Source organism: Alicyclobacillus sp. CIJ1 (genome assembly GCF_057538885.1).
Genome location: NZ_BAAJPH010000063.1, coordinates 346,058 through 357,829, shown reverse-complemented (window position 1 = coordinate 357,829; position 11,772 = coordinate 346,058). Strand labels below are relative to the sequence as shown.

Below are 11,772 nucleotides of genomic sequence, written 5' to 3'. Positions count from 1 at the left end.
GCCTCCCCTGTTGAGCCCGCGGCTCTCACACTTGCCTACCTCGATGTCTCCAGATCCGACGGCGGACGACTCACCACGACACCCGCCGCCTTTAACGCTTCAATCTCGCCAGGAGGATATCCCAACTCCAACAGAATCTCCTCCGTGTGTTCGCCAAGCCCCGGCGGGCGCCGCCGCAGGTGAAGGTCCCACCCTTCTCCAAAAAAAGGCGATCTCGTCACGCAGAACGATCCCACCCCGGGGTACTGAGTCTCCCACAGCATGCCTCGAGCTGCGACCTGCTCTAGATGAAGCACGTCATCGATTCGGTTCACTGCAGAACAGGGCACGCCCGCCTCCATCAAAACCTTCTCCCATTCCTGAACAGTTCGTTCGGCTAGCCGCGCTTCGAGTTGAGCCGCTAGCTCACTCCGATGGCGCACGCGGAGCCCGTTCGTTTGGAAGCGTGGGTCGTCCGCGAGCTCAGGGCTTCCGATGGCTTCGCAGAACCTCCGAAAAAGCCCGTCGTTCCCGACGGCGACAACCAGCCAACCGTCCGCCGCTTCCAACGCCTGATACGGCGCGAGACTGAAGTGAGATGAGCCCAGCCGTTCACCTACGTGACCTGTTAGGAAGTACGCCGTGGCGTAATACGTCATGAGCGCCACCTGGCCTTCAAACAGGCTCGTTTCCAGGTAGGTGCCGCGCCCCGTGTGTTGGCGCTCCAACAGCGCGGCGCAGATTGAGAGGGCCGCCCAGAGCCCGGCCGTCAAATCGGCGATGGACCAGCCGGTGCGCACAGGCCCGCGCCCCGCCTCGCCCGTGACCGACATCAACCCACTCGCGGCCTGAATGGCGAGATCGTACCCTGGTCGATCCTTCCACGGCCCCGTGCGACCGTACCCACTGATGGCCGCGTAGATAAGGCGGGGATTCTCCGCTCGGAGCGAGCGATGGCCCAACCCCCACCGCTCCATCGTTCCTGTGCGGAAATTCTCCACGAGCACGTCCGCTTCCTGCGCGAACCTGCGCACAATCTCGCGCCCTGCTTCGGTCTTTAAATCCACCGCAATGCTCCGTTTGTTCCGATTGAACGCGAGAAAATAGCTGCTCACGCCGTCCTTGGTGGGCTCATACTTGCGGGTCTCGTCGCCCTGCGGGCTCTCGACTTTGATCACGTCGGCGCCGAGATCGCCGAGAATCTGGGTACAAAAGGGCCCCGCGAGCACTCGACTGAGGTCGAGCACGCGGACGCCTGCAAGCGGTTGCATGCGAGTCACCTTCTTCTCGGACGAAAGTCCTGCATCAGGTCAGCGCTGCACGGCCTTGATGTTCGTTCTGACGGCCGTGTCCCTGAAGTCCGACGATGAACGGCCCTTGCGATTCCGCCGCACGCACCTCCACGACCACCGCGCCTTCGGGCACGCGCTCGCCTTCTTCAGCAGAATACAGCCGCCCAAGCGCCGCCTCATACCGCTCCTCGGTAATCTGCCACGCTTCGCGCGCAGACCAAAGCGCATCGCGGATGGCCGCAAACAGGGCATCCTCCCAGGCGGGCACGTGGCACCGGACGTACACCGGTCTTCCTTCCACCAATGCATACGCCAGCTGTTGAGCTGCGCGAACGTCCACGCCGGAGCTCGACCGGTCTGCCTGTGTCCAGATCCGCAATCCGCTCACCTCAGTTTCATAATGTAAACTCTGATTCACTACAGAAATGATGCCTGCTCTCATGGTAGATCACAAAGCAGGTGGCGGCAAGACAGGGATCAAAAAAAGCTGGCCCGAGGGCCAGCACACGATAGCTGCGAAAGATGGCGCTGAACGTCATGCCTCAGAGCGAGCGGTCAAATCCGCCACGCTGGGCGAGGGCTGTGGCACGTGAACCTGCACGCTCTTCAGCAACGCCTCCGCCATCAGGATGAGACCAATGGCGGCAGAAATCAGCCCAGAGTACCCTCCAAACGCACTGTTTACGCCGGCGAGGTTGGCGAGCGTGCCGCCGAGGAATGCGAAGAAGACGAACAAGAAGAGCAGCCCAAACATCAGTTGCACCCGGAACGCGGCGATTACGAACGGCACGGTGACAATGGTCCAGATGAGCAGAAACGCCCCGAGCGCCTCGTTCGCCTGCGTACCAAATTGAAGCACGCCTTTCAATTCGAGATAGAAGAACAGGAACAGGGACGTGAAGAACGCTCCGTAAAATCCGTTCACGCTCAGGCCGAAGGTGTCCCCGCGGACGTAGGAAAAGATGCATGCCAGGAAGTACACGAGACCGCCACATACGAGGATGGCGGGCATGAAGAACAGTGTCACCTGCGGAGGCACCAGATGCGCGTTCGGCAGATTCAGCAACGTCTGCGCGATGACAAATGCCGCAAGTCCCACCACAATCGGATCGCCAAGCCGCTTGTCGTGCATCATCGATCTCCCTTCACATCGCGTTTTTTGAATCCGCTTACATTCGTGGTTCCAAAAACTCGTCAGCCTTCCGACCCTCACTGTCCCCACAACCAACTGTTTCATATCAGAAACACCGTTTCATCTTGATGCCGCTCGCCCCCTTGCGACGAACTTCGCTTCAATCTCCATACTAAGGTCGAATGAAAGCGCTGTCAATCATGAAAGTTCCGATTTCTATACTCAGATTGCGACGCGGATTCAGGCGCCGTGGGGACTCCTGTGGTCTTTTCTGTGCGCTGCGAGCATAGGGATGGAATAGGCGCCAGAGCGCCAGGGCCTGCGCGGCCTGCGGAAGAGGCTCAACACCCCTACTCGCGGTAGGGGTGTTGCCTGTCAAATCGTGATCTCACCCAGGCGCACCAGTTCCACCACGGCCTGCGAGCGCCCTTTGACATTCAGCTTCTTCATGACGTTGGATATATGGTTCCGGACGGTCTTCTCGCTGACAAAGAGTTGCGAAGCGATTTCCTTCGTCGTCTTATCCTGAACGAGCAGCTCAAACACTTCTCGTTCTCGGTTGGTCAACAGCGACTTGCCGCGCCCGTCCTTGACAGGTGCCATCCCCACGATCCCTCCTTGCCCGGTCATACAAGAGCGGGATACAGTCAGGGTATCGTATGTCGCCCGCTGCGCGACCGTTCCGCCCCGCGCCCGAGATGGGCGAGACCGCGGGATGATCTCGACATCCGTCAAGGTATACAGCGCCGGCTGACTGCGTCTTGCAGTTGTTGAAGAGCCTGTCGCAGAAGTGAACGCGGACAAGCGATGTTCATTCGCTGGAACCCAGATCCCTGCGAACCAAAGATGTGCCCCTCGTTGAGACCGAGGCGGGCCTCCTCACGCAAAAACCGATCCAGTTCTTCGTCAGACATCCCTAGCGCTCGGAAGTCCAACCACACCATGTACGTGCCTTCTGGACGGATCATGCGAATATCCGGAAGTTCCTGCTCGAACGTGCGCTCCATCTCATCGAGGCTCGCCTTTAGATATTCCAGCAGCTCATCGAGCCATGCCGCGCCGTGCTGATAGGCCGCAATCATCGCCTCGATGCCGAAGACGTTGAGTTCGGCCATGGAAGCTCGGCGCGATGCTTTTTCGTACGCGGTTCGCAGCGACTCGTTTTCCGTCCAGATATACGCGGTGTTGAGCCCCGCCAAGTTGAACGTCTTGCTCGGCGCGTGACACGTGATGCTGTTTCGCGAGCACTCCGGTCCGAGCGAAGCGAACGGAGTGTGCCGATGAGGGGCAAAGACGATGTCCGCGTGGATCTCGTCGCTCACCACCAGCACGCCGTGCCGCTGGCAGATATCCGCGACGCGCTCGAGCTCGTGTTTCGTCCACACGCGGCCGACCGGATTGTGCGGCGAGCATAGGAACATGACCTTGGCGTCTTTTGCCTTTTGCTCCAGGTCGTCGAAATCCATCTCGTACCGCCCGTTCGACTCCACGAGCGGATTTTCGACCACGCGCCGCCCCCATCCCTCAATCACGCGCCGGAACGGGTGATAGACCGGAGGCTGAATCAGGATCCCGTCGCCAGGCTCTGTGAAAGCCTGGACGATCACCGAAAGCGCTGGGACCACGCCAGGCGCAGGCACAATCCAGTCCGGCGAAATCTCGAGCCCATGCCGCGCCTTGATCCACTGGACGATGCTCTCCGTATACCGGTCCGTCTGGATGGCGTAGCCGAACACCCCGTGCTTGGCCCGCTCGACGAGCGCGTCGATCACGGCCGGCGGCGAGGGAAAGTCCATGTCCGCGACCCAGAGCGGAATGAGATCGTCCCTCCCGAAACGGCGCCTCAGGCCGTCCCACTTCATGCACCCTGTGTTCCTTCGTTCCACATACCTGTCGAAACTGGACATGCACCCGACCTCCCGATGCCGCTCCTCTGTAGGCGCGACAGCATCGCACCGACGTACATCAATGTATCACAACGGACGGCGCCACATCCTGGCCCTCGGTCATGGCAACCTATTTACCTAAATCTCCGATATGGATACCATGAAAAAGCGCGCTGTGGTACGCTTGATCCGGAGATGGAGATCCATCGCGTGCTGGAGGATTGCACATGACCGCCATGAGCCACTCGCGAAGGCGCCTGCTGACGCCAACCGGCGGCTATCTCCGCGGATACGATTACACATTGAATCCGTTCATCGGCTGTGCATACGGTTGCAAGTACTGCTACGTGCAGGCGTTGCCTGTGGCGCGCTTCCGCGGCGAACCTTGGGGCTCGTACGCCGAAGCCAAGCCAATCAACCCGGAAGATCTGCTGCGAGAACTGCGCAGGGCGCGGCAGCGCGGAGGAACGCGCATCTTCATGTCGTCCAGCACGGATCCGTATCAGCCCGCGGAATGGCGCGTGGGTGCGACGCGTACCGTTCTGCGGACGCTCACGTCGGCGCCCGAACTCGTGGATTTTCTGTTCGTGCAGACGCGCTCTCCGCTCGTCGCCCGGGACGCCGATCTCCTCGCATCCCTGCGCCATCGCGTCCTCGTCTCCGTGACCCTTGAGACGGATCGGGAAGAGGTCCGGCGCCGTTTCACGCCCTTCGCGCCGACCGTGCGAGCGCGCATCCGAGCCATCGAAGCCCTTCGCGCGCATGCAATCCCTGTGCAGGTCGCCGTGGCCCCCATTTTGCCGTCATCGCCCGATTTCCCGCGGCTCGTCGCCGAGCTCGCGGATTTCGCCGCCATCGACGACTGGTTTATCGGAGACGGTGCGAATGGGCGGCGAAGTCGCGCGCTGGGTGTCGAACAGTGGTACCTGCCCGCGGAGCGGGACGCGTGGTATCGCCCGGAACAGGCGCGGGACTTTGCCGAACTGCTCGCAGAAAGGATGCCCCGAGACCGCATCTTTCTGCACCAACAGGGATTTTTGCCGCTCGACGTACGGCGGCCCTTTGACGAAAGGATCGATCCGGAGCATGCGTGAGAGCATTCCTCTCTATAAGCAACTGAAATCGGAGTTACTCGAAAAGATCCTGAGCGGAGAATGGCCCCCTGGCGAACAGATCCCGTCAGAAGCGGAGTTGGCATCCATGTATGACGTCAGCCGCACGACGGTCCGCCAAGCGGTGGGCGATCTCGTCACCGCGGGATTCATCGTGCGCCGGCAGGGCAAAGGGACCTATGTTGCGGAGGTCGATCACCCGGCCACGTCTACGACGCTATACGGGTTTGCTGAGGAACTCCGGGCGGCCGGACTTCCCGTGGAGGTGCGCGTCGACGTGATCGAGATGCGCGTCTGTCCCGACGATATTGCCCGCTGGCTGCGGATGACGCGGTCCCGGCAGGTGCTCTACATCGAGCGCACCGCGTACGTGGAGGACATGGCCTATTTTCATGAGCGCTCCTATCTCGTGCCGCCATACCAGGTGTCGTCGAGGATGACGCCGGACCCGAAGATGTACGACTCCATCTACGGTTTTTTCGAACAAAACGGCGTCCGGATCAATTCGGGCAGCCAGACCATCTCAGCCGACCTCGCGGATGAGGACGATTGCGCGCGATTCGGGCTGACCCCGCCCGCCGCCATGCTGTGTATCGAACGGATCACGAGGGACGAGTCCGGCGCACCTGTCGAATATTCGCTGGTGCGCTACCCGTCGGATCGGTACCAACTTCGGGTTCACCTGCTTCGAAATCCGCGTTGACGAGCGGCGAGCGCGCGGCCTCTGGCCAAATCGCTCGCCGCCCTGTAGAATGGAACTGCACCGTTCAACTTGTTATGACATCATGACAAGTCAAACCGGGACGTAGCGCGCCGGGCAAATGGGCATGCTGTGGTCTGAAGACCTCCGCTACCAGAAGCGCGGCCAAAGGGGGACAGGAAGATGCAGCAGGCGACGCTGGCGAGGAAGGAACACCGATTGCCGCTCGAGGGCGTGATTCGCCGCCCGGAAGGCATGTGGTTCATCGTCGGTACCGTGTGCTTCGGCGCCTTCATGGCGGCGCTCGACGCGAGCATCATCAGCATTGCGCTGCCCAAGCTCGAACAGGCGTTCCACACCACGATGAACCGCATCGAGTGGGTGAGTCTTATCTACCTTCTTGCACTCGCTGGGTGCATCGTGGCTTTTGGACGACTCTCGGATCTCATAGGCCGGCGCCCGATGTACACCATGGGATTCGGCGTGTTCATCATCGGGTCTGCGCTGTGCGGGGCCTCGTGGAATCTGTCCAGTCTACTCGCGTTTCGGGTCGTGCAAGGCATCGGCGCGAGCCTGCTGCAGGCCAACAGCGTGTCCATCATTACCGCCGCCGCCGACGCCGAGCGGCGGGGCCAGGCCATCGGCTTTCAGGCGCTTGCCCAAGGGCTCGGATTGAGCCTGGGGCCCCTCGTCGGAGGCGTTTTGACGCACATCGCGTCCTGGAGGCTCATCTTTTACATCAACCTGCCGGTAGGAATCTTGGGCACCCTTGCGGCCCTCCTGTTTCTCCCTCGCGATCGGCGCGAGTCGCCCCGTCCACGATTCGATCTCGTCGGCGCCCTAGTACTCGCGTTTCTGCTCATCGTCACCATGTACGTGCTGAAGGAGGGCTTCCGCCCGGAGAGCCGTCCCACCATCACCGCGATGTTGCTCGCCATCGCAGTACTCGCTGCGGCGTCGTTTGTGGCTATCGAGCGCAGGGCGCCCGCTCCGCTCGTGCCCATCCACTATCTCCGCGAACCCGTCGTCTGGCTGGGCAACTTGACGTCTATCCTGTCGTTCAGCGTGATGTACGCCGTCACCCTCGTGGTGCCCTACTGGTTCGTGCACGTCGAAGGCCTGTCGAGCGCCAAAGCAGGTCTCCTGCTCACGGCCCTTCCCGTGGGCATGGCGCTGTGCACCCCCTTCGCCGGCCGACTCGCCGACCGGTGGTCAAAGGTCAAGGTTTCCGCGGCTGGTCTGGTGCTCGCCGCCTTGGGATCCGCGTCGCTGTTCGCGTTCGCCCGTGTCACGCCTGCTTTCCTCGCCGGCCTGTTTCTCGTGGGATGCGGCGTCGGGACGTTCACGCCCGCCAACAACGCCCGCGTGATGAACGCGACGCCCGCCGCTCACCTCGGCGTCGCCGGCGGCATCCTCAACATGAGCCGCACGCTCGGCATGGGCCTCGGCGTGACGGCGGGCGGCGTCAGCGTCGAACTCTTCACCGCTGCTTTTGGCGGCCACGGCATCGCACTCGCGTATCGGTGCAGCTTCCTCGTTGCGGCGGCGCTTGCCGTCATCGCCCTCGGTCTGACCCTCCTCCATCAAAAGCCATCGCAAGAAGCGGCTTGACTCCGGGATCCACGCGATCCCGCTTGACCGCCTCCGCCTCGCACGAACGCGAACAGAACCCACGCATCTCGCGCTCACACGCCTCACAGCATAGAAAACGGCGATGGCAGTCCAAGTATCCACAGTTGATGTATCGATCGCAAGGCGCGCCGCAGATGGAGCAGTGGGAGATGACTGTGTCCTCTTCCGTTTGGTTGATGCGCACGGCGACGCGATCGTCAAACACGTAGCACTTGCCCAGGAACTTTCTCCCTCGCACCTCCGGATCCTTGCCGTACGTGATAATTCCGCCATCCAACTGATAGACTTCGTCGATGCCTTGTTCCATGAGATACCCGGACAGCTTCTCACAGCGGATACCGCCAGTGCAGTAGGTCAACACCTTTTTCCCGCGCCATTCGTCCTTGTGGCGTTGAATCCAAGCTGGGAATTCCCGAAACGTGGACACGTCCGGCCGCACAGCCCCCTCGAAATGGCCGATGTCGTATTCGTAGTCGTTGCGGCCGTCGATCACGACGACGTCGTCTCGGCCGAGCATTTCGTACCACTCGCGCGGAGACAGCCTCCGCCCCGTCTTTTCCCAGGGCTTCGGGGCACCTTCCGCACCAAAGTGGACAATCTCCCGTTTCCGCTTGACAGAGAGCCGAGGAAACACATGTCCCTCGGCCGGATCGACCTTAAACACCATGTCCGCGAAACGCGGATCCTGACGCATGCGGTCGCGGTACGCCTGGCACGCCGACGCTTCTCCGGAGAGCGTCCCGTTCAACCCCTCCTCGGCCACAAGAATGCGGCCCAGAAGCCCCAATTCCTCGCACATCGCTCGCTGCGACCGAGCGAGGTCGTCTGGATCCTCGACGGGCGTGAACTTGTAAAACAGCATGACCTCGTAGGCCATCGGCACTGGTCCCCTCCTCTTTCCGCGTGCTCCCACAAAAAACGAGCCGAGGTCGCAGTTACCTGCAGACCTCGGCCGGCCTTGCTCCGACGATCACGGCGTCGTCGCGCCACTCGACTGGGTAACCTCATTCGGGCTCATGATCAACCAGCGGCCGTTGACGCGCTTGACATACAACACGCCGCCCTGCTCATTCGAGAACTCGACCTCCGCCACGTCGCCTCGCTGACCCAAAAGCGCATAGTTGACTTCGGACGGATCGAGCGACAGGTACAGATTGTACAGCGACGCATGCCAGCCTGGCGTCTGCTGGAACGTCGGCGTGAGCAGATGGTACGCCTCGTTGAACTGCCGCAGTTCCACAAAGTCGATGAACCGGCGCACCGTGTTGACCGGCGTATTGCTCGTCTCCTCCTGGATCACCGGCCGAAGGAGGAAGTAGCTCCCGAACCCGAGAACCAAAAGTGACACGATGAGCGCGATGAAACTCCTCGTCTGCGCCCGCTGCCTGCGCTGTGCCGAGACGGCCTGCATCGTTCATCCCCGCCTTTCCCTGAATCCACGGCGACCCAAAGCTCTTACTTGCGCAGCCATGCGCCAATCGCGCGGTAGGTGACCTCTCGGTTCATCACAGCGATGGACGTCGTGAGCGGAATGCCCTTCGGACATACCTCCACGCAGTTCTGCGCATTGCCGCACTCAAAGATGCCGCCCTCGCCCATCAGCGCCTGCAGGCGCTCCTCTTTGTTCATCTTCCCCGTCGGGTGCATATTGAACAAGCGCGCCTGAGAGATGGCAAAAGGACCAATAAACGACGTCTTGTCGTTCACATTGGGACATGCTTCGACACAGGCGCCACACGTGAAGCAGCGAGACAACTCGTACGCGATTTGCTGTTCCTCGCTCGACATGCGCGGACCTGGGCCGAGATCGTAGGTGCCATCGATAGGGATCCAAGCCTTGATGCGCTTGAGTGCTTCGAACATGCGGCTGCGGTCGACGACGAGATCGCGAATGACTGGGAACGTGCGCATTGGCCGTATCCGAATGGGCTGCTGCAACTTATCGACGAGCGCCGAACACGCCTGGCGAGGCTTGTTATTGATGACCATGGTGCACGCCCCGCAGACCTCTTCCAGGCAGTTCATCTCCCAAGTGACCGGCGCGACCGGCTCGCCCTTCTTGTTCACGGGATTGCGCTGGATCTCCATCAAACAGGCGATGACATTCATGCCTGGGCGATACGGAACCTCAAACTCCTCCCAGTACGGCTCCGAATCCGGCCTGTCCTGACGCTCGATGATGAGATGCACCTTGCGACCCGAATCCGTCTGCGCCTGCTGCACGGCCTCCGCTGTTGTGCTCATTCCTTGGTCGCCTCCTTGCTCACCGCGTAGTTGCGCTTACGCGGCTTGATCAGCGAGACGTCGACGTCCTCGTACGAGATCTTCGGCCCGTCCGGCGTGTACTCGGCGATGGTCGTCTTCAGGAAATTCTCGTCGTCGCGCTCCGGGAACTCTGGCTTGTAGTGTGCGCCGCGGCTCTCGTTCCTCATCAGCGCTCCGATGGTAATGGCACGCGCCATGATGAGCATATTCTTCAGGTGGCGCGTGAACTGGGCGACCTGGTTCTCCCAGCGCGATGTGTCGGACATCTTGATCCGCTTCCAGCGCTCCTGAAGCTCCTGGATCTTGGCGTCCGTCTCCTTGAGCTTGTCGTTGTACCGCACGACTGTGACGTGATCCGTCATCCACTTGCCAAGCTCGCGGTGCAACTGGTACGGGTTCTCGTCGCCGTCGAGCTTGAGAATTTCCTCGAATTCCTGCTCGTATTTGCGGCGGTACTGCTCAAACAGCGACTCGGGCAGGCTATCCGCAGACTTACGCAGATTCTTTGCCCAGCGCACGGCGTTCGGGCCGGCGATCATCCCGCCGTAGATACAGGACACGAGCGAGTTGGCGCCAAGACGATTTGCACCATGGTATTGATAATCCGCTTCGCCTGCGGCAAACAGGCCCGGGATGTTGGTCATCTGGTCGTAGTCGACCCACAGCCCGCCCATGGAATAGTGCACAGCCGGGAAGATCTTCATCGGGACCTTGCGCGGGTCGTCGCCGACGAATTTCTCGTAGATATCGAGAATGTTGCCCAGCTTCCGATCCAACACGTCCGCCGGAATGTGCGTCAAGTCGAGGTAAACCATGTTTTGGCCGTCGACGCCAAGCCCCATCTCCACGCAGACCTTGTGAATGGCGCGTGTCGCGATGTCGCGAGGCACCAGGTTCCCGTATTCGGGATACCATTCCTCCAGGAAATACCACGGCTTGCCATCCTTGTACGTCCAGACGCGGCCACCCTCGCCGCGGGCGGACTCGGACATGAGCCGCAGCTTGTCGTCTCCCGGAATAGCCGTTGGATGAACCTGGATCATCTCCGGATTCGCGTACTTGACACCCTGCTGATACAGCTCGGACGCCGCGGAACCCGTGTTGATCATCGAGTTGGTGCTTTTGCCGAAAATGAGTCCGTTGCCCCCGGTGCACATGACCACCGCATCGGCGCGGAAGTAGTGGATCTCCATGGACCGAAGATCCTGCGCGACAATGCCGCGACAGATCTGCTCGTCGTCGATCACGGCGCCGAGGAAGTCCCAGCCCTCGTATTTCTCGACCAGGCCTGCCACTTCATACCGGCGAACCTGTTCGTCCAACGCGTAGAGCAGTTGTTGCCCTGTCGAAGCGCCCGCGAATGCGGTGCGGTGATGCTTGGTGCCGCCAAACCGGCGGAAATCCAGAAGTCCCTCCGGCGTGCGATTGAACATGACACCCATGCGGTCCATCAAATAGATGATGGCCGGCGCCGCCTCGCACATGCCCAAAACCGGAGGCTGGTTGGCCAGAAAGTCGCCACCGTAGATGGTGTCGTCAAAGTGCTCCCACGGCGAGTCACCCTCGCCCTTTGTGTTCACGGCGCCGTTGATGCCGCCTTGAGCACACACGGAATGGGAACGTTTTACAGGGACTAAGGAGAACAGTTTCACCGGCACGCCAGCTTCCGCCACCTTGATGGTGGTCATGAGACCGGCCAGGCCGCCTCCCACGACAATGATGCTCGTGTTTGCCACGTCAATTCCCTCCCATGCTCGCGTAAGCACCTTGCGAG

Annotated in this window: 12 protein-coding genes; 3 read left to right on the top strand and 9 right to left on the bottom strand. The window is 61.1% G+C overall.

The window, feature by feature from the left end; genetic code table 11:
• Positions 1-35: 35 nt before the first annotated feature.
• From AC27E8_RS03210 to AC27E8_RS03190, 5 genes are all read right to left on the bottom strand, one after another.
• Positions 36-1,250, bottom strand: coding sequence for a CaiB/BaiF CoA transferase family protein (locus tag AC27E8_RS03210; protein ID WP_487098078.1), 1,215 nt, complete (start codon positions 1,248-1,250; stop codon positions 36-38).
• Positions 1,251-1,284: 34 nt separating this feature from the next.
• Entirely contained in the window at positions 1,285-1,659 is a 375-nt protein-coding gene (locus tag AC27E8_RS03205) for a hypothetical protein (RefSeq protein WP_487111326.1), read from the bottom strand.
• Between the two features lie 147 nt (positions 1,660-1,806).
• Positions 1,807-2,406, bottom strand: coding sequence for an acetate uptake transporter (locus AC27E8_RS03200; RefSeq protein WP_487098081.1), 600 nt, complete (start codon positions 2,404-2,406; stop codon positions 1,807-1,809).
• A gap of 372 nt (positions 2,407-2,778) precedes the next feature.
• A complete protein-coding gene (locus AC27E8_RS03195) occupies positions 2,779-3,006 on the bottom strand; it encodes a helix-turn-helix domain-containing protein (protein WP_008341227.1) in 228 nt (75 codons plus the stop codon).
• Positions 3,007-3,134: 128 nt separating this feature from the next.
• Complete coding sequence (locus AC27E8_RS03190) at positions 3,135-4,310, bottom strand: MalY/PatB family protein (protein ID WP_487098082.1); 1,176 nt, start codon at positions 4,308-4,310, stop codon at positions 3,135-3,137.
• 206 nt (positions 4,311-4,516) lie between these two features.
• Between AC27E8_RS03190 and AC27E8_RS03185 the strand changes: the two genes are divergently transcribed.
• The 3 genes from AC27E8_RS03185 (at position 4,517) to AC27E8_RS03175 (ending at position 7,712) form a co-directional block, all read left to right on the top strand.
• Entirely contained in the window at positions 4,517-5,383 is an 867-nt protein-coding gene (locus AC27E8_RS03185) for an SPL family radical SAM protein (protein WP_487098083.1), read from the top strand.
• On the top strand, positions 5,376-6,104 hold the full coding sequence (locus AC27E8_RS03180) for a GntR family transcriptional regulator (RefSeq protein WP_014464719.1): 729 nt from the start codon (positions 5,376-5,378) through the stop codon (positions 6,102-6,104). The genes AC27E8_RS03185 and AC27E8_RS03180 overlap by 8 nt, the downstream gene beginning before the upstream one ends.
• A gap of 180 nt (positions 6,105-6,284) precedes the next feature.
• Positions 6,285-7,712 carry an MFS transporter gene (locus tag AC27E8_RS03175; protein ID WP_487098085.1) on the top strand — a complete coding sequence of 476 codons (1,428 nt, stop codon included), beginning with the start codon at positions 6,285-6,287 and terminating at the stop codon, positions 7,710-7,712.
• On the opposite strand, the gene trhO is transcribed toward AC27E8_RS03175, so the two are convergent.
• From trhO to sdhA, 4 genes are all read right to left on the bottom strand, one after another.
• Positions 7,657-8,610 carry an oxygen-dependent tRNA uridine(34) hydroxylase TrhO gene (trhO, locus tag AC27E8_RS03170; protein WP_487098092.1) on the bottom strand — a complete coding sequence of 318 codons (954 nt, stop codon included), beginning with the start codon at positions 8,608-8,610 and terminating at the stop codon, positions 7,657-7,659. The genes AC27E8_RS03175 and trhO overlap by 56 nt on opposite strands.
• A 93-nt stretch (positions 8,611-8,703) precedes the next feature.
• Positions 8,704-9,144 carry a hypothetical protein gene (locus AC27E8_RS03165; RefSeq protein WP_014464722.1) on the bottom strand — a complete coding sequence of 147 codons (441 nt, stop codon included), beginning with the start codon at positions 9,142-9,144 and terminating at the stop codon, positions 8,704-8,706.
• Between the two features lie 44 nt (positions 9,145-9,188).
• Entirely contained in the window at positions 9,189-9,977 is a 789-nt protein-coding gene (gene sdhB, locus AC27E8_RS03160; protein WP_014464723.1) for a succinate dehydrogenase iron-sulfur subunit, read from the bottom strand.
• Positions 9,974-11,686 carry a succinate dehydrogenase flavoprotein subunit gene (gene sdhA, locus AC27E8_RS03155; RefSeq protein ID WP_049763344.1) on the bottom strand — a complete coding sequence of 571 codons (1,713 nt, stop codon included), beginning with the start codon at positions 11,684-11,686 and terminating at the stop codon, positions 9,974-9,976. Before sdhA ends, sdhB begins: the two co-directional genes overlap by 4 nt.
• Between the last annotated feature and the right edge of the window lie 86 nt (positions 11,687-11,772).

Coding starts and splice junctions, on each gene's coding strand:
- AC27E8_RS03210 (WP_487098078.1), bottom strand. CDS start 1,250: ATGCAACCGCTTGCAGGCGTCCGCGTGCTCGACCTCAGTCGAGTGCTC.
- AC27E8_RS03200 (WP_487098081.1), bottom strand. CDS start 2,406: ATGATGCACGACAAGCGGCTTGGCGATCCGATTGTGGTGGGACTTGCG.
- AC27E8_RS03195 (WP_008341227.1), bottom strand. CDS start 3,006: ATGGCACCTGTCAAGGACGGGCGCGGCAAGTCGCTGTTGACCAACCGA.
- AC27E8_RS03190 (WP_487098082.1), bottom strand. CDS start 4,310: ATGTCCAGTTTCGACAGGTATGTGGAACGAAGGAACACAGGGTGCATG.
- AC27E8_RS03185 (WP_487098083.1), top strand. CDS start 4,517: ATGACCGCCATGAGCCACTCGCGAAGGCGCCTGCTGACGCCAACCGGC.
- AC27E8_RS03180 (WP_014464719.1), top strand. CDS start 5,376: ATGCGTGAGAGCATTCCTCTCTATAAGCAACTGAAATCGGAGTTACTC.
- AC27E8_RS03175 (WP_487098085.1), top strand. CDS start 6,285: ATGCAGCAGGCGACGCTGGCGAGGAAGGAACACCGATTGCCGCTCGAG.
- trhO (WP_487098092.1), bottom strand. CDS start 8,610: ATGGCCTACGAGGTCATGCTGTTTTACAAGTTCACGCCCGTCGAGGAT.
- AC27E8_RS03165 (WP_014464722.1), bottom strand. CDS start 9,144: ATGCAGGCCGTCTCGGCACAGCGCAGGCAGCGGGCGCAGACGAGGAGT.
- sdhB (WP_014464723.1), bottom strand. CDS start 9,977: ATGAGCACAACAGCGGAGGCCGTGCAGCAGGCGCAGACGGATTCGGGT.
- sdhA (WP_049763344.1), bottom strand. CDS start 11,686: ATGACCACCATCAAGGTGGCGGAAGCTGGCGTGCCGGTGAAACTGTTC.